Genomic DNA, 22,274 nt, shown 5'->3' on the forward strand with positions numbered 1-22,274 from the left:
GAAATTCATCACGCCCCTGAAGCGCCTAGCCGACCACTGCCGGACGATGCTGAGACCAGACTCACCCCCAGGCAAAGCAGACCGAAAAGGTCAGCGGTGCAGACGCTTTCGCGCCACTTCGGCTGTGCTGCGCCTGCGCCGGAGTCCGAACTTCTGCGCGGCCGACGTCGCCTTTCGGGTGGCCCTTGACGATCCACTGAACATGCGTTTAGCATTCTGAACATGCGTTCAGCCGACCTGACTGCGATGGCCCGGATACGCGACGCGGCCATCGAGCAGTTCGGCGAGCACGGATTCGGGGTGGGCCTGCGCAGCATCGCGGAGGCCGCCGGGGTCAGCGCAGCGCTGGTCATCCACCATTTCGGTTCCAAGGACGGTTTGCGCAAGGCCTGCGACGACTACGTCGCCGAGGAGATCCGCACCGGCAAGTCCGAGACGATTCGGTCCAACGACCCAGCGACCTGGCTGGGCCAGATGGCCGAAATCGAGTCTTATGCGCCGTTGATGGCTTACCTGGTGCGCAGCATGGTGTCCGGTGGCGAACTCGCGAAAATGCTGTGGCAGCGAATGATCGACAATACGGAAGCGTATATGGAGGAAGGCGTACGGGCCGGCACCGTCAAGCCGAGCCGCGACCCGCACGCCCGAGCCAAATACCTGTCGATCACCGGCGGCGGCGGCTTCCTGCTCTATCTGCAAATGCACGAAACCCCAAACGATTTGCGCGCAGTATTGCGCGACTACGCCCGTGACATGGTGCTGCCCGCCCTCGAGGTCTATTCCGAGGGCCTGCTGACCGACCACACCATGTACGACGCGTTTCTCGCCAGAGCGGACCAAGGAGGGTCACATGACGATTAATCAGCAGGCGCCTATCGATGTTCGTGGTCTCACCAAGAATTTCGGCAACGTCCGGGCGCTCAACGGCCTCGACCTCACCGTCCACGAAGGAGAAGTCCACGGCTTCCTGGGCCCCAACGGCGCAGGCAAGTCCACCACCATCCGCATACTGCTCGGGGTGGTCAAAGCCGACGGCGGCAGCGTGCGACTGTTGGGGGCGGACCCGTGGGCCGACGCAGTTCAGCTGCACCGCCAGATCGCTTACGTGCCGGGAGATGTCACGCTGTGGCCATCGCTCACCGGTGGTGAGACCATTGACCTGCTGGCGCGGATGCGCGGCGGAATCGACACCAGCTTGCGGGCAGAATTGATCGAGCGCTTCGAGTTCGACCCGACCAAGAAGGTGCGCACTTACTCCAAAGGCAACCGCCAGAAGGTCTCCCTGATCTCCGCGTTCTCGTCGCGGGCCAGGCTGTTGCTGCTCGACGAGCCGACCAGCGGGCTGGACCCGTTGATGGAGAACGTCTTTCAGCAATGTGTCGCCGAGGCGCGGGCCCGTGGTGTAACAGTGCTCCTGTCCAGTCACATCCTGGCCGAGACGGAAGCGCTGTGCGAGCGGCTGACCATCATCCAGGCGGGCAGGACCGTCGAGAGCGGTTCCCTGGAATCCATGCGGCATCTGAGCCGAACCTCGATCAAAGCCGAATTGATCGGTGATCCAGGCGATCTCACCCGGATCAAGGGTGTCGCGGACCTCAGCATCGAAGGCAACACGCTGCGCGCCCAGGTCGACAGCGACAGCCTCGGAGAACTGATTCGGGCGCTCGGTGACGCCGGGGTGCGCAGCTTGGTCAGCCAGCCACCCTCCCTTGAGGAGCTGTTCATGCGCCACTACAGCACCAACGGCCCACGGGACGCGAAGGAGGTGGCGGCACGATGAGCACTACGCTGCTGGATCGCCACGCGGTTGCGCCGCAACGCAGTTCGCATCTCGCTGGGACGCTGGGGCTGCTGCGGCTGTACCTGCGCCGCGATCGGGTCTCCCTGCCGCTCTGGGTACTGCTGCTGTCCGTCCCGCTGGGCAGCGTCTACATCGGCAGCATCGAAAAGGTCTATGCCACCGATACCGAGCGGGCCAGGTTCGCCGCCACCATCATGGCCAGCCCCGCGCAACGGGCCCTCTACGGCCAGGTCTACAACGACAGCCTCGGCGCCGTCGGCATCTGGAAAGCCGGAATGTTTCACGCCCTGATCGCGGTGGCGGTCATTCTCACCGTGATCCGGCACACCCGTGCCGACGAGGAGAGCGGGCGCGCCGAACTGATCGACTCGACCGCGGTCGGCCGCTATGCCAGCCTCACCGCCGCGCTGCTGTTGTCGTTCGGGGCGTCCGTGGCCGCCGGGTTGATCGGTGCTGCCGGTCTGCTGATGACCGACGTTCCTGCCGGCGGATCGCTGGCATTCTGCGCGGCGCTGGCCGCTTCCGGACTCGTCTTCACGGCCGTGGCCGCGGTGGCCGCGCAGTTGTCGCCGAGCGCCCGGGTCGCTCGGGGGGTTGCGTTCGCGGTGCTCGGCGCCGCGTTCACGCTGCGCGCGGTCGGCGACGCGGGCTCCGGCGCCTTGTCGTGGTTGTCGCCGCTGGGATGGTCACTGCAACTTCGCCCGTACGCGGGTGATCGCTGGTGGGTGCTACTGCTGCATCTGGTGACGACGGTGGTGCTCACCTTCGTGGCGTACCGGTTGCTGGCAGGCCGCGACGTCGGTTCCGGGTTGTTCGCCGAACGCACCGGACGTGGCACCGCTTCCGCGGCGCTGGGCGGCGCTTTCGGCTTGGCGTGGCGCCTGGATCGCGGCGCGCTCGTGGTGTGGACGGTCGGACTGGTGCTGTACGGGCTGTTGATCGGGAGCGTCGCGCACGGTGTCGGGGACGAGTTGGGCGGGGCGGCCGGTCGCGATGTCCTCGCGCGACTGGGCGGCACCAGCGCCCTGGAGCAGGGCTTCATCACCGTGGGATACGTCATGCTGGCCATGATCGCGGCGGCATTTGCGGTCTCGCTCTCGCTGCGGGTGCATCAGGAGGAGACCAGTCAGCACGCCGAAACCCTGCTGGCCGGGTCGGTCTCGCGCTCCCGTCTGCTGGCGAGTCATTCGCTGATGGCGCTGGGCGGTTCGACGTTTGCCATCGTGCTCTCCGGGTTGACCGGTGGGCTGGCCTACGGCGTGGCAGCCGGTGACGTATCGGGCAAGCTGCCCACGGTCGTGGCCACCGCGGCGGTGCAACTGCCCGCCGTGTGGCTGGTGTCGGCGGTGACAGTCGTATTGTTCGGTGTGACACCGCGATTGACACCCGTCGCGTGGGGCGTGCTGGTCGGGTTCGTCGCGCTGTATCTCCTCGGCTCTCTCTCGGGATCGCCGCAGTGGTTGCTCGACCTCGAACCGTTCACGCACATCCCGCGGGTCGGCGATGAGTTCACCCCCGTTCCACTGCTCTGGCTGCTGGGCCTTGACTTCGCCTTGATTGCACTGGGCGCCATCGCCTTCCGCCGACGGGATCTGCGATCGTGAAAACGGCTCTGAAGATCGTCGCGTCGCTGCTGTACGGGGTGGTGCTATACAGCGTGCTGGTGTTCGTGCCGGCGGGAACTTTGCACTACTGGCAGGGGTGGACGTTCGTTGCGATCGCGATGGGCATCACCACTATCTCCACCGTCTGGCTGGGCGTCACCAACCCAGCAGCGCTGCGACGACGCATGCGCGCCGGCCCTCGCGCCGAGGGCAGGACCGTGCAGAAGGTACTCGTCACCGCCTTGTTTGTGACGGCCATGGGGGCAATGGCTTTCAGCGCGTTCGACCACCGGATGGGCTGGTCTTCGGTCCCGGCGTGGGTGTCGGTGGCCGGGGAGGTGATGGTCGCGGTCGGGCTGGGTTCAGCCCTACTGGTCGTCGTCCAAAATAGTTATGCGGCAGCGACTATCACGGTCGAGCAGGGCCAGACGGTGACGACCGACGGACTGTACGGGTTGGTCCGGCACCCGATGTACAGCGGCTCGCTGCTCATGATGGTAGGTATTCCGCTGGCGCTCGGTTCCTACTGGGGCCTGTTGTTCGTCGCGGCAGGCGTGGTTGTGCTGGTGCTGCGAATCCTCGACGAGGAGAAGTTGCTGACCACCGAGCTGGCGGGCTACCGCGAGTACACCCAGCGGGTGCGCTACCGCCTGGTCCCCTACCTCTGGTAACCCGTTCCGGGCGAGCAGACGCAAAATCACCCAGGAGCGCTTGTTCCAGCGGGATTTTGTGTCTGCTCGCGCAAGGAGGCGGGGCGCGTTTAAGGTAACGGCGTGGCGCGAGACCCGGCACCTGCCCTGGACCGGCCCTGGCGACGTCCCGGCGCGGCACGGTATGCCCTGGAGCGCATTCGCCGTATCGCGCGGCCGCCGGTGACGGTGACGGACCCGCCGACGGACATCATCGTCGACCGTGATGTCGAAGTGCCCACCCGCGACGGGACCCTGTTGCGGGTCAACATTTTTCGCCGCGCCGGGTCCGTGGCACAGCCCGTCCTCGTCGGCATTCACCCATACGGCAAGGATAATCTGCCCCGGCGGGGACGTAACCGTTGGCGAATCTCGCCGCAGTTCCGCGCCCTGCGCCAACCCGGACCGCTGAGCTTCTCTGCGCTGACCGGATGGGAGGCGCCCGACCCGGCATGGTGGACCGCACAGGGTTTCACCGTCGTCAATGCCGACTCGCGCGGCTGCGGCCACTCGGGTGGCACCGGAAAGTTGTTGTCCCAGCAGGAAGCCGAGGACACCTACGACCTGGTGCAGTGGTTGGCCGAACAGCCCTTCAGCGACGGCCACGTCGTCATGCTCGGCGTGTCCTATCTCGCAATCAGCCAGTACGCCGTGGCCGCACTGCGGCCCCCGGCGCTGTCGGCAATCTGCCCGTGGGAGGGCTTCACCGACGCCTATCGCGACCTGACCTTCCCCGGGGGCATCCGGGAGTTCGGCTTCACCAGGTTGTGGTCCCGGATGGTGAGCCGAACCCGGCAGACCTACAGCTTGCAGGAGGTGCAGGACGAGCACCCGCTGCGCGACGACATGTGGCGGTCGCTCGCGCCCGATCTGTCGGCGATCAGCGTGCCGATGCTGGTATGCGGCAGCTTCTCGGACAACAACTTGCACAGCCGAGGCTCCGTCCGGGCGTTCACCTCGGCCGGATCCCGCCATGCGCGTTTGTATACGCACCGCGGCGGCAAGTGGGAGCAGTTCTACTCCCAGAGCGCGCTGGCCGAACAGCTGCAGTTTTTCCGCGCTGCGCTTGGCGGTGCGCCCGTGTCCCGCACCGTGCGCCTCGAAGTTCGTGAGGACCGCGACACCGTGGCCTCGGTCCGTGAGGAGACCGAATGGCCCTTGGCCCGAACGCGCTGGCGGCGCCTGTATTTGACGGGAGCCGGAGCGCTGGCGACCGGACCGCCGACCACTGCCGGCAGCATTACTTTCGAAACCCATGCACGCGCAGCAGCTTTCAACTGGACCGTGCCGGAGGACATCGAGTTGACCGGGCCCATGGCCGCGCGGCTGTGGGTCCAGCTCGACGGCTTCGACGACGCAAATATCTTCGTCGGGGTAGAGAAGTGGCGAGACGGGCACTACGTCGGGTTCGAAGGTTCGTACGGTTACGGCCGCGACCGCGTCACCACCGGCTGGCAACGAATGTCGCTGCGCACGCTGGACACCCGGCTTTCCAAGCCGTGGGAGCCGGTCCCGGCCTGTGATCGGCCGCAGCCGGTACGTCCCGGCGAGGTGATTGCGCTCGATGTGGCGCTGGGTCCCTCTGCGACGTTGTTCCGCGCGGGCGAACAGTTGCGGCTTGTGGTGGGTGGGCGATGGCTGTCGCCACGCAACCCGCTGACCGGCCAGTTTCCGGCGGCCTATCCCGCCCCTCCGCGGGGGCTGGTCACGTTGCGTTGGGGCCCGCGCTATGACGCCCACCTGCTGATTCCCGAGATCCCCTAGTCGGTGCGCCGAGCAGACCGCTAGATCCAGACGCCCTTGCCGACCGCCACCACACCACCGGCGCTGATCGCGAAACGCTCGCGATCCTTTTCCAGATCGACCCCGACCATCTCGCCCGGCCCGACGACCACGTTCTTGTCCAGGATCGCGTGGCGCACCACCGCGCCGCGGCCGACTCGCGCGCCGGGCATGATCACACTGCCTTCCACAATCGCGCCGTCGTCCACCACGACGTTCGATGACAGCACCGAATTGCGTACCGACGCCGCCGAGATGATGCTGCCGGCACCCACCACGGATTCCTGGGCCGAGCCGCCGTTGACGAACTTCGCCGGCGCCAGGTTCTCCGACTCCCCCCGGATCGGCCAGCGCTTGTTGTACAAGTTGAAAACCGGGTGTACCGACACCAGATCCATGTGCGCGTCGTAGAACGCGTCCAGCGTCCCGACATCGCGCCAATAGGCGCGGTCGCGGTCCGTGGCGCCCGGCACTTCGTTGTCGCTGAAGTCGTAGACGGCGGCCATCCCGTCCTCCACCAGTCGCGGAATGATGTCGCCGCCCATGTCGTGATCGGAGTGGTCATCGTCGGCGTCGGCGCGAATCGCGTCGATCAGCACCTTGGTGGTGAAGATGTAGTTACCCATCGAGACGAACGTGCTCGAAGGATCGTCGGGGGTGCCCGGCGGGTCCAACGGCTTCTCGACGAAATTGCGGATCCGGCCCGACTCGTCGGCGTCGATGCAGCCGAAGGCGCTCGCGTCGGTCCGCGGCACCCGGATACCGGCCACGGTGGCACCGGCTCCGCTGTCGATGTGAAACCGCACCATCTGCTCGGGGTCCATCCGGTAAACGTGATCGGCGCCGAAAACCACGATGTAGTCCGGATCTTCGTCGTGGATGAGGTTGAGCGACTGGTAGATCGCGTCGGCTGAACCGGTGTACCAACGGGGGCCGAGGCGCTGTTGAGCCGGCACCGGGGTGATGTACTCGCCGGCCAAACCCGACAGACGCCAGTTCTGGGAGATGTGGCGGTCCAACGAGTGCGACTTGTACTGCGTCAGCACGCAGATCCGCAGATAGCGGGCGTTGACCAGGTTGGATAGCACGAAGTCGATCAGCCGGTAGGCCCCGCCGAAGGGAACCGCAGGCTTGGCGCGGTCGGCGGTCAAGGGATAAAGCCGTTTGCCCTCACCACCGGCCAGCACGATGCCGAGCACGTGCGGCGCTTCCCTCATGGCTCAAACCTATCGGCAGCCACCGAGCGCTGCCACCGGTAGGCCCCGATTGTCCAGTCGCTAGACGACCGGCTACTTAAGTATGTTGGTGCAGTTAGGACGCTTCCCGTCCGCCGGTGCTCCGCAATCTGGGGGAACCCCTCAGTAGCCCGATATGCGGGCCGCCTCGTCGCCGGCACCGGTTGGACTGTCCGGCTCCTCAGCAGCCCGATATGCGGGCCGCCTCGTCGCCGGCACCGGTTGGACTGTCCGGCTCCTCATCAGCCCGATATGCGGGCCGCCTCGTCGCCGAACTACCGTTCGGGTATGCGGGTGGCGATGATGACTCGGGAATACCCTCCGGAGGTCTACGGCGGAGCCGGCGTACACGTCACCGAACTGGTATCCCAATTGCGCAGGCTCTGCGCTGTCGACGTGCATTGCATGGGAGCTGACCGCCCCGGCGCCGTCGCCCATCAACCCGACCCTCGCCTGCGGGGCGCCAACGCCGCACTGTCCACGCTGTCGGCCGACCTGGTGATGGCCAATGCCGCCAACGCAGCCACCGTCGTGCATTCGCACACCTGGTACACCGGCATGGCCGGCCATCTGGCCAAGCTGCTCTACAACGTTCCGCACGTGCTGACCGCCCATTCGCTCGAGCCGATGCGCCCGTGGAAAGCCGAACAACTGGGCGGCGGCTATCACGTGTCCTCCTGGGTCGAGCAGACCGCAGCGCTTGCCGCCGATGCGGTGATCGCCGTCAGTTCCGGCATGCGCGACGACATCCTGCGCGTCTATCCGACGCTGGACCCGAATGCGGTGCACGTGATCCGCAACGGAATCGACACCGACTTCTGGCATCCGGCCGGCCCGGTTCACACCGGTTCGGTGCTGGAAGAGCATGGTGTCGACCCGAACCGGCCCATCGTCGCGTTCGTCGGACGTATCACTCGGCAGAAGGGCGTTCCACACCTGGTGGCGGCAGCGCACCAGTTCAGTCCGGACATTCAGTTGGTGCTGTGCGCGGGCGCGCCCGATACCCCCGAAATCGCGGAGGAAGTGCGCTCGGCGGTCGCCAGACTGGAGCGCAGCCGGACCGGAGTGTTCTGGATACGGGACATGCTGCACAAGACGAGGTTGCGCGAAATATTAACGGCGGCAACGGTATTCGTGTGCCCATCAGTGTACGAGCCGTTGGGCATCGTAAACCTGGAGGCAATGGCGTGCGCGACGGCGGTCGTCGCCTCCGACGTCGGCGGCATCCCCGAGGTGGTCGCCGACGGCGTCACCGGGTCATTGGTGCATTACGACGCCGATTATTCGGACGCCTTCGAGGCACGGCTGGCCGAGGCCGTCAACGCGCTGGTGGCAGACCCCGCCAAGGCGCAACAGTACGGCCACGCGGGACGGCAACGCTGTATCGAGGAATTCTCGTGGGCACACATCGCCGAGCAGACGCTCGACATCTACCGGAAGGTGTGTGCTTGACGCAGACGGATTGCCTGTCTGCGGGTTAGCTGGTGACACCCTTCAGCTCGTCGCCCAGCGCGGCAGCCTCGTCCGGCGTCAACTCGACCACGAGGCGTCCGCCACCTTCCAGTGGTACCCGCATCACGATGCCGCGCCCCTCTTTGGTTGCTTCAAGTGGACCGTCACCGGTCCGGGGCTTCATCGCCGCCATCGAGTGCTCCCTCCAGATTCGAGCTGGCCCGCAAGCGCGGACCTGGCTGGCGCCGAGCATGCCCCGCCAGTGAATTTCCAGCCATACCCGACATTGAACTGCCAAATCACCCCCCCATTGTTCCCTATCCGGGAGACCAGGTGCACAAAGACCCGCTTGTGAGGCCAACCTGACGCTTAATCCCGGCGGCGTGCACGTATTCCCAGCGCGCCCTATTCCTCGGGACTAACGACACCACCCTCCCGTTGCGAACACATGTGCGATTCCGATGCCCTGCTCATCGGAGCCGGCTCACCTGCGCTTGCCCCCCGTTGCGACGTACATTAATTCCATAGTGCGTTCGGCTTCGACATACCATTCGGTTTGTTTTTCCGGCTCGCCCCGAGGTCGTCGCCAAGCTGCAGTAGCGCAACGGTGAAGAGTGGGAGCAGATCGTTGGCGACAATCGGTAGCGATGACCGCAGGGTGGTGCGTCGCACTCAGGCGCAGCGGACAGCGGCCATGCGGACACGGCTACTGGATGCGACTGTCGAGTGTCTGGTCGCGCACGGTTACGGCGGCACGTCCACGCATCGTGTCGTGGAACTCGCCGGCGTCACCCGGGGAGCTCAAGTGCACCACTTTCGGTCGAAGGAAGATTTGGTGGTCGCCGCGATCGAGCATCTCGCCGAGCAGCGGGCACGGGACACCATTCGCGAGCTTGCGCGCGTGAAAGCCACTCCTGACCCCGTGTCAGCGGCGTTGGATTACATCTGGGAGTCGCACCAAGGCCCGACTTTTTCTGCGACGGTGGAGCTTTGGGTCGCAGCGCGTACCGATCCGGTGCTGGCACAGCACGTCGATCGGGTCGAGCCGGTCGTTAACGCCGCTCTTGTCGGCGCGATTGCGCAACTGCTGCCCGAGCGGTCCGGGCAGAAGGAACTCCGCGACATTATCTATACGGCGATGGACGCGTTGCGAGGCATCCTGGTGTCGAGTTTCGGCGATCCCGATCCGAACCGGTCGCGGCGCCGCTGGGATCGCGTGTGCAGACATGTGCGGATGCTGCTCAAGGTCACCTTCGGTGATGACCAGCCCTACTGACCCGATGGGACCGGTCTTCCGCCCACTCTTCTGAATCGCCCCTGGGGTGACCGCTGCCGCCGGACGGGGCGGCGGCATGCCTTCATAGCGGCTGGTGAAGTGTCCGGGCGGTAGGCGCTGCTTGTACACTTACAATCCAATTGGTATGTTTTTGCACACCGAGGAGGCAATGTGACGCAAAAAGTGTTTGTCGTCGGCGTGGGTATGACGAAGTTTGAGAAGCCGGGCAGCCGCGACGGCTGGGATTACCCCGACATGGCCAGGGAGTCTGGCAGCAAGGCGCTGTCGGATGCCGGGATCGAATTCCACAAGATCGACGAGGCCTACGTCGGTTACGTGTACGGGGAGTCGACGGCGGGCCAGCGGGCAGTGTACGCGCTCGGCTTGTCCGGCCTGCCCGTGGTCAACGTCAACAACAACTGTTCGACGGGGTCAACCGCGCTGTATCTGGCGGCGCGGGCGATCCGCGGCGGGCTGGCCGACTGCACGCTGGCGTTGGGCTTCGAGAAGATGCAGCCGGGCTCATTGGGCACGACGTACGACGATCGCGCCCAGCCCATGGAGCGTCACATGCTGGCCATGGCAGAGATCTCGGAGGTGAGATTTCCCCCTGCGCCGTGGATGTTCGGCGCCGCCGGTCGCGAGCACATGCAGCAATTCGGCTCGACGGCAGAGCATTTCGCGAAGATCGGTTTCAAGAACCACAAGCACTCGGTCAACAACCCCTACGCGCAGTTCCAGCAGGAGTACTCGCTCGACGACATCCTTGACGCCAAGATGATCTACGACCCGCTGACCAAGCTGCAGTGCTCACCCACCTCCAACGGTTCCGGCGCGGCCATCCTGGCCAGCGAGGCGTTCGTCGACCGACACGACCTCAGCGAACAGGCCGTCGAGATCGTTGGGCAAGTGATGACCACGGACTTCGAGAACAGTTTCGACGGATCCTGCAAGAGCCTGATCGGCTATCACATGAACGTCGATGCCGCTCAGCGGGTGTACGAGCAGTCGGGGTTGGGCCCACACGACTTTCAGGTCGTGGAGCTGCACGACTGCTTCTCGGCCAACGAGCTGCTGCTCTACGAGGCGCTGGGGCTGTGCGAGGAAGGCCAGGCCGCCAAGCTCATCGACAGCGGCGACACGACCTACGGCGGCCGCTGGGTCGTCAACCCCTCCGGGGGGCTCATCTCGAAGGGGCATCCGTTGGGCGCGACCGGCTTGGCCCAGTGCGCCGAGCTGACCTGGCAGCTGCGCGGAACCGCCGACCAACGTCAAGTCGACGGGGTTACGGCGGCATTGCAGCACAACATCGGACTGGGTGGCGCCGCCGTCGTCACCGCCTACCAGCGCGCAGACCGCTGAACCGTCCACCACCAACGCAGAAGGAAGTAGACGTCATGGGACACATCGAAGCAACGAAGGATCTCGCCGTCGGGGCGGACGAGCTGTGGGCGACCGTCAGCGACCCTCATACCTGGGGCGAGTGGTTCACCGTGCACGACCGCTGGCTCGAGGAGCCGCCGGCGGCACTGAGCGCGGGAGCCAAACTGACCGCCAAGATCGTCATGCTCGGCATGGCCAACAAGATCGACTGGGCGGTGGAAACCGTCGAGGCGCCGACGACTCTGGTGCTCGCCGGAACGGGCATGGCCGGCGTGAAGGCGCGGTTCGCGTTCACGATCACCCCGAAGGTCGACGGCTCCACAATCGCGGTGGCCGGTGACTTCGAGGGCGCCCTGATCAAGGGCGCCATGGCCAAGGCGGTCGAGAAAGACGGCGCCAAGCAGCTCGACACCAGCCTGGACAAACTCCAAGCCCTCGCGGCGGCCGCCGCGTGAGCGCCGCGAACGGGGTGGCTTCAGGTCAGGAGCTGGTGTTCGATGACAGCGGCCTGGATACCTGGACCGAGGAGGATCGGTTCGAGGTCACCGCGCCACGGCTCGCCGAGTACGCCGCGGCGACCAACGACCCCATCCCCGCACACCGCCGAGGTGAGATCGCTGCGCCGGTGTTCGGCATCGTTCCGGTCTTCGAGTCGCTGCTCATGCCGGCCATCGACGTCCTTCCCGTGGAGCTGATCCCGCGAGTCGTCCACGGCGAGCAGGACTTCCATTTTCACCGCCCGATCCGTCCGGGCGACAAGCTGATATCGCGCGGCAAGATGATCGGCTACGAGGGGCTGGACAACGGCACTCGGGCGGCGATAAAACTCGAATGCCGCACGGAGGCAGGCGAACTCGTCAATGAGCAGTATGCGACGACATTCGTGCGCGGCTTCCAGGCCGGGAGGTCGGTTGGGGTGCTCAGCCCGTCGCACAAGTTCGACGAGGCGCTGCGCGGCCAGCAGCCGGTGGCGACCGTCGTGCAGCACGTCGACGAGGATCAGACGTTTCGGTACTCGCAGGCGTCGGGGGATCCAATGCCGATCCACCTGGACGCGGAAGTTGCCAGGGACGCCGGGTTACCCGGCATCATCGCGCACGGTTTGTGCACGATGGCATTCACGTCATGGGCGCTGCTCACCCAGGTCGCCAAATCGGACGTCAACCGGCTCAAACGGTTTGCGGTGCGGTTTTCCAAAATGGTGCTGCCCGGCGATGACCTCGAAACACGCCTCTGGAAGCGGGATACCCGCGATGGGGTGAGCACCTACCTGTTCGAAACCACCAGGGTGGGCAGCGATGGCGAGAAGGCCATCACCGACGGCCTGGCCGAAATCAAGGAGGCCTGATGAGGATGGGCGCACTGGACGGCCGCGTCGCCGTCATCTCCGGCGCCGGCCGCGGCATCGGGCGCGAACACGCCCTGCTGTTCGCCGCGAAGGGAGCCAGCGTCGTGGTCAACGACCTTGGCGGCAGCAACTCCGGAGACGGCACTGACGCCGGTCCCGCGCACGAGGTGGTCGAGGAGATCCGCGCCGCGGGCGGCGCCGCGGTGGCCAACACCGAGAACATCGCCACCTGGGACGGTGCGAGGTCTCTGGTCAATCAGGCGGTCGAGGAGTTCGGCCGGCTGGACGTGGTGGTGAACAACGCCGGCATTTTGCGTGATGGCTTCATCGCCGGCCTGTCCGAAGCGGACTGGGATGCCGTCATCGCGGTACACCTGAAGGGACACTTCTCGGTGCTGCGTCACGCCGCCGAGTATTGGAAGGGGCAGTCGAAGGCCGGGGATCAGCCGATGGCGTCGGTCATCAACACCGCATCCGGCTCCGGGACGACGATTCCCAACGCCGGGCAGGTCAACTACGGCTCGGCGAAGGCGGCGATCGCGGCCATGACCCTGGTGGCCGCTGACGAATTGCAGCGCTACGGAGTGCGGGTCAACGCCATCGCGCCGATCGCACGAACCCGACTCACCCTGGCCACGCCCGGAATGGGTTCGCTCATGAGCGAACCGGAACCCGGCGAGGTCGATCTGTTCGCGCCGGCCAACATCTCCCCGCTTGTCGCCTATCTCGCGACGGAGAAGTGCCCGGTGACCGGGCGGGTGTATGCGGTGCAGGGGGGCGCGATCTCCCAACTCGCCGGATGGCACGACGTCAAGACGATCGAAACCGATGGTCTCTGGCAAATTCACGACATCGAAGACAGGCTCCCCCGCTGATGTACGAATGGTCTGCAACCGACATCCTGATGCGCGACAGTATGCGCGCGTTCATCGATCGCGAAATCCGCCCGCACCTGGACGCGCTGGAGAGTGGCGAGCTATCGCCATATCCGTTGGCGCGCAAGCTGTTCAGCGAGTTCGGTCTGGACGCGATGGCCGCCGAGGCAGTCAAGACGATGTTGGACAAGGAGCGCGCCAAGCGGGATGGCGCCGTCCGCGAGGCCGAGAAGAAGATGGATGCGGGCGGCTTCGGTGCTCAGGCGTCGATGGCAGTGGCGATGGTGTCCGAACTGTCCGGGGTCAGTATCGGCCTGTTAAGCACGGTCGGAGTGAGTTTGGGACTGGGGGCGGCGACCATCGCCAGCCGTGGCACGTTGGCGCAGAAGGAGCGATGGCTGCCAGAGTTGATGACGCTGGAGAAGATCGCGGCCTGGGCGATCACCGAACCCGATGCCGGTTCGGATGCGTTCGGCGGTATGAAGACTTACGTCAAACGCGATGGGCAGGATTATCTGCTCAACGGGCAGAAGACGTTCATCACCAACGGCCCCGACGCCGATGTGCTGATCGTGTACGCCAAACTCGCGGAAGACAATGCGGGCAAATCCGACCCGCGTGACCGCCAGGTGCTGACGTTCGTACTCGACGCGGGCATGCCCGGTCTGACGCAGGGCAAGGCGTTCAAGAAGATGGGCATGATGTCCTCGCCCACCGGCGAACTATTCTTCGATGACGTGCGGCTCACTCCCGATCGGCTGCTGGGAGAGACCGAACAACACTCAGGCGGGGACGGGCGTGACAGCGCGCGCGCCAATTTCGTCGCCGAGCGCCTGGGCGTGGCGGCGATGTCACTGGGCATCATCAACGAGTGTCGTCGGCTGTGCATCGATTATGCGAAGTCCCGCACGCTGTGGGGCAAGGAGATCGGGCAGTTTCAGTTGATTCAGCTCAAGCTAGCCAAAATGGAAGTGGCTCGGATCAACGTGCAGAACATGGTCTTTCAGACCCTGACGCGACTCAAGGACGGCAAGCTGCCGTCGCTGGGCGAGGCATCGGCGGTGAAGTGGTACTCCTCGGAGGTGGCCACCGAGGTGGCGATGGATGCCGTGCAGTTGTTCGGCGGCAACGGGTACATGGCCGAATACCGCGTCGAGCAATTGGCTCGCGACGCCAAGTCGCTCATGATCTACGCCGGTAGCAACGAGGTACAGATCACCCATGTCGCGAAGAGCCTACTGAGGGCGTAGCACCGCCCGCGCTCGCTGACGGCGCCCGGGAAGACCGAGGCGCGGATTACGCAGCGCCACGACGGCAGATCACAAGTCAACGCCCACCGGAAAACTCGGACGCAAGGCGATCACCCTTAACCGCGCGTCCGACATCGACGATATGTACGCCTCCACAACGAAGAAGGCCGGGCACCAATGACACGACAGCACATCGACATTCACCGAACCGTGGCCATCACCGGGGGGGCGCGAGGGATCGGCCTGGCGATCGGCGCCGCGTTCGCGCGCGCCGGTGCATCGGTGGCCCTGGGAGACCTCGACGCCGCACTGGCCGAAGAGTCCGCGGCTGCCCTGTCCGCCTCAACCGGAGGCACCGCGCACGGCCTCCCGCTCGACGTCACCCACCGGGAGTCCTTCGATGCCTTCCTCACCGAGGCCGAGTCGCGACTCGGCCCGCTGGACACGCTGGTCAACAACGCCGGCATCATGCCTACCGGGCTCTTGGTCGACGAGGACGACGAAATCACCGACAAGCTGATCGCCATCAACGTCGGGGGTGTGATCACCGGCTGCAAGCTCGCCATAGCGCACCTGTCTGCACCCAATGCCCGCATCGTCAACATCGCCTCATTGGCGGGGGTGAGTGCCCACCGCGGGGTGGCCACCTACTGCGGCACCAAACACGCGGTAATCGGATTCTCCGACGCCTTGCGAAGGGAGCTGGTAGACAAAGGAATCGGTGTCACCGTGGTGCTACCGGGTTTGGTGCGTACCGAACTCTCGGCCGGCAACAGCACCCCGAAATGGCTACTCCCCGTTAGCGAGGTCGATCCTGACGACGTCGCCGCCGCGGTTGTGGACGCCGTAGAACGCGAACGCGACCGGGTCGTCGTTCCGCGGGCACTGGGGGCCATGCTGGCGGTGATGGCGCTGATTCCCACGGGTCCGCGGCAGCGCCTGGAACGCGCGGCAGGCCTGGACACCGCGTTCACCGCGACCGACGTGGCAGCCCGTGCGCGCTACCACGCCCGTCTGCGCAACGACGTGCGATGAACCTGCTGGTGAACGACGCGGGCCGCTCCATCCGGCGCGCGTGTCCGAGAGCGCGGCTGCACGGACCTCAAGCGCGTCATGGCGGTCAACTTCTTCGACATGATCAACCTGACGTGCCACTGGTCGACGCGTTAGTCACCACGAGCCCGTGAAAGCGGTGGGGCGCTGATATCAGGTACCGGTAGCCGCCAAGTGGTGTTTGACCGGCAAGAGGAAGTGACGGGCGTATTCCTCGGGGCCGTCGGGCTCGTCCAAGCTCAGGACAGTGGACGGGATGAGGATCAAGGTGTGGAAGGCCCGTGCCACGTGCTCGGCGAACTGCGCCCGCGCCCGATCCGGAAGGTCACCGGCAGGAGTCATGGTGTCGACGAAGGAGCGGCCCAGGTCGAGTGCGTAGCTGTGATCAGAGATGACATAGGGCAGAAGCAATTCCGGGTTGAGCCGCAGCACCGGACCGACCGCCCGATGGTCACGCAGCAACCGGTAGGCGTGGGCGAAGCCGTGCACCAAACGGTCGTCGGGATCCCTGTACCGCTCGACGGTGACTTGGACGTCGGCGAAGAACTTGGCGAGTTGGTCGCGCACGAACGCTTCGATCAGTGCGTCGCGGCCGGGGAAGTACTTGTACAACGTGGCGCGGCCGACTCGTGCGCGTTGGGCCACCTCGTCCATCGACAGCTTGCGCAGGCCCGTGGCCCCCGCCCACGACAGCACCGCGTCGAAGATCCGGGCGCGGGCATCGGCGGTCTTATCGGCGACCTTCTCCGAGGCGGGCGATGTCATCAACACAGAATAAAGGTAGACGAATAGACATAAATCGTCTATTCTTCCATCCAGGTAGGGTCGCCGCTCCGTCGGCGACGCCACTCACCTGCCGGTCGAGAAGGGGGAATGGCGATGACGACAGCGGATGTGCGGCACGACCACACCGCAACACGCGATCGGGCGGCGGATCGGCTGATCGCGGGTTCACTGCGGCGGTCCTACGACTCGGCGGTCGACGTCGACTGGGACGCCCCGCAGGATCCGGATCTGTTCTACGTTCCGCCGGAGGCCATTTCGCTGTACGGCACTCCCCTGTGGGAGAGCATGTCCCACCGCGAGCGGGTCGAGTTGTCGCGACAGGAGGCCGCCAACACTCTGAGCCGGGCGGTGTGGTTCGAGAACACGCTCAATCAGGGCCTGCTGCGCGCCATGCTGCACCAAGACCCGACCTCACGACACGTGCACTACGCACTCACCGAACTCGGCGACGAGACCCGGCACATGATTATGTTCGGCCGCGGAGTGTCCGCGATCGGCGCACTGCCCTACCGGCTGTCGACGCTGGAGGCGATGGCGGTGCAGCTGTTCCCGTTCTTCTATCGCGGGCTGCTCCTGTGGGTCGCGGCGCTGTGCGGCGAGGAACTGATCGACGACATGCAGCGCAATTACCTCCACCACCCGCAACTGCAACCGATCATGGCGCAGATCATGCGGATTCACGTCACCGAGGAAGCCCGGCACATCCGCTACGCCCGCGAAGGCGTACGCCGCCGCGTGCAGCGCGCGCGCTGGTGGGAACGCCAGCTCGTCGCCACCGCTAATGGCGGCGCCGGCTTCATCCTGCGCCGCCTTAGCTACGACAAGAAGGTGTACGCCCGCTGCGGGCTCGACGTCGCCGAGGCGATGCGGCAGGCCCGCGCCAACGAACAGGTCAACGCCCGGCGCCGAGAGGCATTCGAGGGCCTTTACCGCTTCCTCGACGAGAACGGTCTGCTCAACGGCATATCGCGCTTCCTGTGGCGGCGTTTCGGCTTCCTCGGATGAACGCCGACACCACATCCCCAGAAGATCTCGACGTGGACGTCGTCGTCATCGGCGCCGGGTTCGGCGGGTTGTGCGCGGCGATCACCCTGCGTGAAGCGGGCATCGACGATTTCGTCGTTCTGGAGAAGGCCCACGACGTCGGCGGCACCTGGCGGGAGAACACCTATCCCGGCGCGGCATGCGACGTGATGTCACTGATGTACTCATTCTCCTTTGCGCCCAACCCGAACTGGACGCGCGGATACGCCCGCCAACCCGAGATCCTCGATTATCTGCGGCGCGTCGCCGCCCGATACGACCTGCGGCGCTCCATCCGCTTCGGCATCGACGTGGTGTCGCGCGAGTTCGATGACGACAGCGACACCTGGACACTGACGGACGCCGACGGGGCGAGAACCGTGTGCCGGGCGGTTATCGACGCGACCGGACCGCTGCACATTCCCAACATCCCAGAACTGCCCGGCAGCACCGCCTTCGGCGGCACCGCCTTCCACTCGGCCCGGTGGGACCACGACACCGACTTCACCGGCAAGCGAGTCGCGGTGATCGGCACCGGCGCCAGCGCGGTGCAGTTCATCCCGCACCTCGCCGAAAGTGCCGCGCACCTCGACGTGTACCAACGAACCCCGGCCTGGGTGCTGCCCAAATTCGATCGCCCCATCACTCGCGCAGAGCGCGTCGCCTACCGCGCGATCCCCGGACTGCGCAGGCTGATCCGCGCGGGAATCTACGCCAGCCACGAAGCACTCGTCGGCGCATTCCTGCACCCGCGGTACATGCGCGCGGTTCGCGCCGTGGCGACCGCACATCTGTGCCGACAAGTCGGCGACGCGGACCTGCGGGCCCGGTTGACGCCGGACTACGAAGTCGGCTGCAAGCGCATGATCATCGATAACCACTACTACCCGGCGTTGCAGCGCCACAACGTAGCGTTGATCACCGATTCCATCGACGCGATCACGCCCACCGGCATCCGCACTCCCGACGGGGTTGAACGGCCGGTCGACGTCATCGTCTACGGCACCGGCTTCAAGGTCACCGACAAGTGGGGCGACCACACCCAGGTCGGCACGTCCGGACGGACGATTCAGCAGGTGTGGCGGGATGGACCGCAGGCTTACCTCGGCGTCGCCACGCACGCGATGCCGAACCACTTCATGGTGATGGGCCCCAACTCAGGTGTCGGCAACCAGTCGATCGTGTTCATGATCGAAGCGCAAACCCACTACATCGTGTCCCTGTTGCGCGCCATGCGTGACCGGGGTAGCACCAGGATCGACGTGAAACCCCATGTGCAACAACACTTCAATCGGGAACTGCAACGCCGGTCGCAGGGCACGGTGTGGACCTCGGGCGGGTGCCGCAGCTGGTACCTCGACGGACAGGGTGTCAACCGCGCACTGTGGCCCGGTTCCACTGTGTCCTACTGGCGCCGCACCCGCACACCGGCACTGACCGACTTCGAATTCACCCGCGCCGTAGACCGCGAGCGGGCGGACGAGTATCACGGCCCCGCGCTACTCATCGAACACGAAACCGAACTCGCCGTAAGGGTCCACCTCGTGGCGGTGTATCAACCCGTCGACAACCAGCTGCACTGGTCGGGACGCATCGATCCCACGGACGCCCTGGACCAGGCATACCGGCACGCTAACCAACCCGTCCGCCTACGCATTCCGGGCGGCGAACCCGTCGACGCCTGCCTGATCGACTCCGACCCGTGGGGCGGTGTCCACATCACCGGCTACGGCCGCGCGCCGTATCCGCGCGAAGCCGACCAGGCGCCCACCATGGCAACCCCGCAGCCACGCCATGCGTGACGCACTCTCGGCGACGGTTCGACGCTGCGCCGGGTCGCGGTCCACGGCCGCCTCTCCGGGACGAGCGAAGCCGAACTCGAACGGATCACCGCCGCACCCAAGGACGCGAATTACTGCGCCTCGATATTCGTAGTACGCGGCTTGTCCGAGTTCTCAACCCAAACCCTCTGCCGCGCAAGGATTCCTCATGGCCTACGTCATCACCCAGAACTGCTGCAACGACGCCTCCTGCGTCGCCGTCTGCCCCGTGAGCTGCATCCACCCGTCACCTGACGAGCCCGCCTTCGAGTCTGCGGAGATGCTCCACATCGACCCCAACACCTGTATCGACTGCGGAGCCTGCGCCGACGCCTGCCCCGTCGACGCCATCCGACCCGCCACCGCGCTCTCCTCGGCGGAACGGCCGTTCATCGAGTTGAACGCCGACTATTACCGAGATCACCGCACGCCGAACGTATTTCGCCGCGTCCCCGCACCGCAGCCGCTGATCACCAGCGACGCACCGCTGGATGTCGCCATCGTCGGAACCGGGCCCGCCGGTCTCTACAGTGCCAAAGCCCTACTTCGCCATCCCGGCGTCCACGTCCACATGTATGACCGGTTACCGACCACCGGCGGCCTCATCAACTACGGCGTCGCACCCGACCATCCCGCCACTAAAGCCGTCGTCGGGCAGTTCCAGTTCATCGGTGACAAGAAGCGACGACTCCACACCCACCTGGGCGTCGACGTCGGGACCGATCTGCACCATGCCGATCTGCAGACGAACCACGACGCGGTCATCTACGCCCACGGAGCCTTCAATCCACGCCGCCTCGACATTCCGGGCAGCGAACTGCCGGAATCCGTAGCGGCCACAGCGTTCGTCGGCTGGTACAACGGACACCCCGACTACGAGCACCTCAACCCGCAACTGACGGGGCGACGCGCGGTGGTCATCGGCAACGGCAACGTCGCCCTCGACGTTGCCCGCATCCTCCTCACCGACCCCGATGTCCTGGCCCGCACCACCATTTCCCCCCGCGCTGTTAAGTCGTTGCGCGCCAGCACCATCGACGAAGTGATGCTCATCGGTCGCCGCGGCGCCGAGCACGCCTCGTTCACACTTCCGGAGATACTGGCCCTAGCGCACCGCACCGACATCGACATCATCGTCGATCCCTGCGACATCGCTGCCGCCGAATCGACGGCGCACGGGCCCGACACCAACCGGAAGCTGAAACTGCTTTCCAGGATCGCGGCGAACCCGTCAACATCAGGTGCCAAACGCCTCGTGCTGCGCTTCCACGCCACCCCGGTCAGCATCCAAGGCACACGACGCATCATCGGCGTTACCCTGTCGAACGGAGAATGCGTCGATGCCGACATCGTCATCCACGCCATCGGCTCTCGTGGCCAACAGATCCCCGGTGTTCCGTTCGACCTCGCCTCTGGCACCATCCCACACGCCGACGGCCGAGTCCTCAGCTCACCCAGCGGCGCACCCGTGACCGGCGTCTACACGACCGGGTGGATCAAACGCGGTCCGTCGGGTGTGATCGGGACAAATCGCACCTGCGCCGAACAAACCGTCGCTGCCCTGCTCCACGACCACGCGGCGGGCCTACTAGGGCCGCTTCCGAAGAATGGCGCTTCGGTCAGCGCAGGTGACCGAAGCGTCCAATCCGATAAGGGCGATGTTCCTGCCGCCGCAAAGCGGCAAGCCACAACTCTTTAGACGTTTGCCGAACCGGCTGGCGTCGACCGGCCTGCGCGGGGACCTCTCCTAAGCGCTCCAATCATCGGGCGCTGGTGCACTGCGTTGTCACGTTGTCACGTTGTCACGTTGTCACGTTGTCACGTTGGCGCCCGCGGCCAGCGACGGATCGACGACGAGGCAAGATTCTGAACCATATTCACGCATATGTGCAGCAGAAGCGATTCCGCTCGTTCTACGGAGTCTGCTTGGAACCACTCGTCTGGACCCAGCAAGCGCTGATGTGGTCGTCGACCATGCCGGTGGCCTGCATCAGTGCGTAGGCAGTGGTCGGTCCGACGAAGCGGAAACCGCGGCGCTTCAGCTCGCGGGCCATGGCCTTGGATTCCGGACTGGTGGAGGGGATATCGGACAGATCAGCAAACCGGGGGCGGGGCGGTGGCGCGAACGACCACAGCAGGTCAGACAGGTCTTGCGGGGAACCCAGATCGAGAACCGCACGCGCGTTGGCAACCGTCGATTCGATCTTGGCCCGGTTGCGCACGATGCCGTCGTCGGCCAGCAGTCGCTGAACGTCGTCCTCGGTGAAGCGGGCGACCTGCTCGACGTCGAAACCGTGGAACGCGCGGCGGAAATTATCCCGCTTGCGCAAAATGATCAGCCACGACAGCCCGCTCTGGAACGCCTCCAGGCTCATCCGCTCGAACAACGCGGTGCCGTCTTTGAGCGGGTTACCCCACTCCTGATCGTGATAGTTGCGGTAGAGGTCGGCGTCGGGCCCGGGTCGAACGACGGCCCAGCCGCAGCGAACCAGACCGTCGTCACTCATGTGGGCCCGGAGCGGTCTGCCGCGACGGCATCGACATCTGATGACTCGATGTCATCACCAGGTTGTGCCTCCGTGCCCGAGGCTTGCAGCGCCGCTATCTGGCCCCGCAGCGTGTCCAGCTCGCGGCCCAGGCGGTCCAACACCCAGTCGACTTCGCTCGTCTTGTATCCACGCAGTACCTGGGTGAATTTCACGGCCTCGACGTCTGCGGCCGTGACGCCGTAGGCCGGCAGTACCGTCGCCGTCGTCGCGCGCGGCAGCGGCGGCAACTGCTCACCGCGACCGAACAACAGGCTGGCCACGCCGAACAAAACGACTGCCACCAGGGTCAGAACCACCAGGTAAAGCAACACCAACGCCACGAGAGTCGATCTTGCCCTACCGCACCGA

General features: G+C 65.5%; 21 protein-coding genes. 16 read left to right on the forward strand and 5 right to left on the reverse strand.

The features are described from left to right. Positions 1–222: 222 nt before the first annotated feature. From JX552_RS23265 to JX552_RS23285, 5 genes are all read left to right on the forward strand, one after another. A complete protein-coding gene (locus tag JX552_RS23265; RefSeq protein WP_205874203.1) occupies positions 223–861 on the forward strand; it encodes a TetR/AcrR family transcriptional regulator in 639 nt (212 codons plus the stop codon). Continuing rightward, positions 851–1,780, forward strand: a complete 930-nt coding sequence (locus JX552_RS23270; protein WP_205874204.1) for an ABC transporter ATP-binding protein — start codon at positions 851–853, stop codon at positions 1,778–1,780. The genes JX552_RS23265 and JX552_RS23270 overlap by 11 nt, the downstream gene beginning before the upstream one ends. Beyond that, a complete protein-coding gene (locus tag JX552_RS23275) occupies positions 1,777–3,405 on the forward strand; it encodes an ABC transporter permease (protein WP_205874205.1) in 1,629 nt (542 codons plus the stop codon). The genes JX552_RS23270 and JX552_RS23275 overlap by 4 nt, the downstream gene beginning before the upstream one ends. Continuing rightward, on the forward strand, positions 3,402–4,076 hold the full coding sequence (locus JX552_RS23280) for a methyltransferase family protein (protein ID WP_205874206.1): 675 nt from the start codon (positions 3,402–3,404) through the stop codon (positions 4,074–4,076). The genes JX552_RS23275 and JX552_RS23280 overlap by 4 nt, the downstream gene beginning before the upstream one ends. Before the next feature lie 102 nt (positions 4,077–4,178). Further along, complete coding sequence (locus tag JX552_RS23285) at positions 4,179–5,858, forward strand: CocE/NonD family hydrolase (protein WP_205874207.1); 1,680 nt, start codon at positions 4,179–4,181, stop codon at positions 5,856–5,858. A gap of 20 nt (positions 5,859–5,878) precedes the next feature. Here the strand turns inward: JX552_RS23285 and glgC are convergent, their stop codons facing one another. Then, positions 5,879–7,093, reverse strand: a complete 1,215-nt coding sequence (gene glgC, locus JX552_RS23290) for a glucose-1-phosphate adenylyltransferase (RefSeq protein WP_205874208.1) — start codon at positions 7,091–7,093, stop codon at positions 5,879–5,881. 306 nt (positions 7,094–7,399) lie between these two features. Here glgC and glgA point away from each other — a divergent pair, with 306 nt between their 5' ends. Continuing rightward, positions 7,400–8,563: a glycogen synthase gene (gene glgA / locus JX552_RS23295; protein WP_205874209.1), complete on the forward strand. Its 1,164-nt coding sequence runs from the start codon at positions 7,400–7,402 to the stop codon at positions 8,561–8,563. A gap of 25 nt (positions 8,564–8,588) precedes the next feature. Here glgA and JX552_RS23300 read toward each other — a convergent pair whose 3' ends face one another. Beyond that, entirely contained in the window at positions 8,589–8,756 is a 168-nt protein-coding gene (locus tag JX552_RS23300) for a DUF3117 domain-containing protein (RefSeq protein ID WP_003406247.1), read from the reverse strand. 501 nt (positions 8,757–9,257) lie between these two features. Between JX552_RS23300 and JX552_RS23305 the strand changes: the two genes are divergently transcribed. The 7 genes from JX552_RS23305 to JX552_RS23335 all read left to right on the forward strand — a co-directional run bounded on the left by JX552_RS23305 (position 9,258) and on the right by JX552_RS23335 (position 15,730). Beyond that, a complete protein-coding gene (locus JX552_RS23305) occupies positions 9,258–9,839 on the forward strand; it encodes a TetR/AcrR family transcriptional regulator (RefSeq protein WP_205878637.1) in 582 nt (193 codons plus the stop codon). A gap of 171 nt (positions 9,840–10,010) precedes the next feature. After that, complete coding sequence (locus JX552_RS23310; protein ID WP_205874210.1) at positions 10,011–11,201, forward strand: lipid-transfer protein; 1,191 nt, start codon at positions 10,011–10,013, stop codon at positions 11,199–11,201. 35 nt (positions 11,202–11,236) lie between these two features. Next, positions 11,237–11,677 (forward strand): type II toxin-antitoxin system Rv0910 family toxin, encoded by a 441-nt coding sequence (locus JX552_RS23315; protein WP_205874211.1) that lies wholly within the window; start codon positions 11,237–11,239, stop codon positions 11,675–11,677. Further along, a complete protein-coding gene (locus JX552_RS23320) occupies positions 11,674–12,570 on the forward strand; it encodes a MaoC/PaaZ C-terminal domain-containing protein (RefSeq protein WP_205874212.1) in 897 nt (298 codons plus the stop codon). Before JX552_RS23315 ends, JX552_RS23320 begins: the two co-directional genes overlap by 4 nt. Positions 12,571–12,575: 5 nt before the next feature. Next, positions 12,576–13,445: an SDR family oxidoreductase gene (locus JX552_RS23325; protein ID WP_205878638.1), complete on the forward strand. Its 870-nt coding sequence runs from the start codon at positions 12,576–12,578 to the stop codon at positions 13,443–13,445. After that, entirely contained in the window at positions 13,445–14,695 is a 1,251-nt protein-coding gene (locus JX552_RS23330) for an acyl-CoA dehydrogenase family protein (RefSeq protein WP_205874213.1), read from the forward strand. Before JX552_RS23325 ends, JX552_RS23330 begins: the two co-directional genes overlap by 1 nt. A gap of 177 nt (positions 14,696–14,872) precedes the next feature. Continuing rightward, entirely contained in the window at positions 14,873–15,730 is an 858-nt protein-coding gene (locus JX552_RS23335; protein WP_205874214.1) for an SDR family NAD(P)-dependent oxidoreductase, read from the forward strand. Between the two features lie 171 nt (positions 15,731–15,901). Here JX552_RS23335 and JX552_RS23340 read toward each other — a convergent pair whose 3' ends face one another. Next, positions 15,902–16,513 carry a TetR/AcrR family transcriptional regulator gene (locus JX552_RS23340; RefSeq protein WP_205874215.1) on the reverse strand — a complete coding sequence of 204 codons (612 nt, stop codon included), beginning with the start codon at positions 16,511–16,513 and terminating at the stop codon, positions 15,902–15,904. A 114-nt stretch (positions 16,514–16,627) separates the two neighbouring features. Here JX552_RS23340 and JX552_RS23345 point away from each other — a divergent pair, with 114 nt between their 5' ends. From JX552_RS23345 to JX552_RS23355, 3 genes are all read left to right on the forward strand, one after another. Further along, positions 16,628–17,539, forward strand: a complete 912-nt coding sequence (locus JX552_RS23345) for an AurF N-oxygenase family protein (RefSeq protein WP_205874216.1) — start codon at positions 16,628–16,630, stop codon at positions 17,537–17,539. Beyond that, on the forward strand, positions 17,536–19,359 hold the full coding sequence (locus JX552_RS23350; RefSeq protein WP_205874217.1) for a DUF4873 domain-containing protein: 1,824 nt from the start codon (positions 17,536–17,538) through the stop codon (positions 19,357–19,359). Before JX552_RS23345 ends, JX552_RS23350 begins: the two co-directional genes overlap by 4 nt. A 187-nt stretch (positions 19,360–19,546) precedes the next feature. Next, entirely contained in the window at positions 19,547–21,076 is a 1,530-nt protein-coding gene (locus JX552_RS23355) for an FAD-dependent oxidoreductase (protein WP_205874218.1), read from the forward strand. A gap of 214 nt (positions 21,077–21,290) precedes the next feature. On the opposite strand, the gene JX552_RS23360 is transcribed toward JX552_RS23355, so the two are convergent. Beyond that, a complete protein-coding gene (locus JX552_RS23360; protein ID WP_205874219.1) occupies positions 21,291–21,884 on the reverse strand; it encodes a DNA-3-methyladenine glycosylase I in 594 nt (197 codons plus the stop codon). Then, the gene (locus JX552_RS23365; RefSeq protein WP_241010690.1) at positions 21,881–22,246 is read right to left on the reverse strand and encodes a DivIVA domain-containing protein; all 366 of its coding nucleotides are present in this window, start codon (positions 22,244–22,246) and stop codon (positions 21,881–21,883) included. The genes JX552_RS23360 and JX552_RS23365 overlap by 4 nt, the downstream gene beginning before the upstream one ends. Positions 22,247–22,274: the final 28 nt, after the last annotated feature.

The sequence above is a fragment of the Mycobacterium gordonae genome, assembly GCF_017086405.1.
In the GTDB taxonomy this organism is placed as follows: domain Bacteria; phylum Actinomycetota; class Actinomycetes; order Mycobacteriales; family Mycobacteriaceae; genus Mycobacterium; species Mycobacterium gordonae_D.

Excerpts from the sequence above, each read along its gene's own strand:
- JX552_RS23360 (WP_205874219.1), bottom strand. The coding sequence starts at position 21,884 with ATGAGTGACGACGGTCTGGTTCGCTGCGGCTGGGCCGTCGTTCGACCC.
- JX552_RS23350 (WP_205874217.1), top strand. The coding sequence starts at position 17,536 with ATGAACGCCGACACCACATCCCCAGAAGATCTCGACGTGGACGTCGTC.
- JX552_RS23315 (WP_205874211.1), top strand. The coding sequence starts at position 11,237 with ATGGGACACATCGAAGCAACGAAGGATCTCGCCGTCGGGGCGGACGAG.
- JX552_RS23300 (WP_003406247.1), bottom strand. The coding sequence starts at position 8,756 with ATGGCGGCGATGAAGCCCCGGACCGGTGACGGTCCACTTGAAGCAACC.
- glgC (WP_205874208.1), bottom strand. The coding sequence starts at position 7,093 with ATGAGGGAAGCGCCGCACGTGCTCGGCATCGTGCTGGCCGGTGGTGAG.
- glgA (WP_205874209.1), top strand. The coding sequence starts at position 7,400 with ATGCGGGTGGCGATGATGACTCGGGAATACCCTCCGGAGGTCTACGGC.
- JX552_RS23265 (WP_205874203.1), top strand. The coding sequence starts at position 223 with ATGCGTTCAGCCGACCTGACTGCGATGGCCCGGATACGCGACGCGGCC.
- JX552_RS23305 (WP_205878637.1), top strand. The coding sequence starts at position 9,258 with ATGCGGACACGGCTACTGGATGCGACTGTCGAGTGTCTGGTCGCGCAC.
- JX552_RS23335 (WP_205874214.1), top strand. The coding sequence starts at position 14,873 with ATGACACGACAGCACATCGACATTCACCGAACCGTGGCCATCACCGGG.
- JX552_RS23345 (WP_205874216.1), top strand. The coding sequence starts at position 16,628 with ATGACGACAGCGGATGTGCGGCACGACCACACCGCAACACGCGATCGG.
- JX552_RS23270 (WP_205874204.1), top strand. The coding sequence starts at position 851 with ATGACGATTAATCAGCAGGCGCCTATCGATGTTCGTGGTCTCACCAAG.
- JX552_RS23325 (WP_205878638.1), top strand. The coding sequence starts at position 12,576 with ATGGGCGCACTGGACGGCCGCGTCGCCGTCATCTCCGGCGCCGGCCGC.
- JX552_RS23355 (WP_205874218.1), top strand. The coding sequence starts at position 19,547 with ATGGCCTACGTCATCACCCAGAACTGCTGCAACGACGCCTCCTGCGTC.
- JX552_RS23330 (WP_205874213.1), top strand. The coding sequence starts at position 13,445 with ATGTACGAATGGTCTGCAACCGACATCCTGATGCGCGACAGTATGCGC.
- JX552_RS23275 (WP_205874205.1), top strand. The coding sequence starts at position 1,777 with ATGAGCACTACGCTGCTGGATCGCCACGCGGTTGCGCCGCAACGCAGT.
- JX552_RS23340 (WP_205874215.1), bottom strand. The coding sequence starts at position 16,513 with ATGACATCGCCCGCCTCGGAGAAGGTCGCCGATAAGACCGCCGATGCC.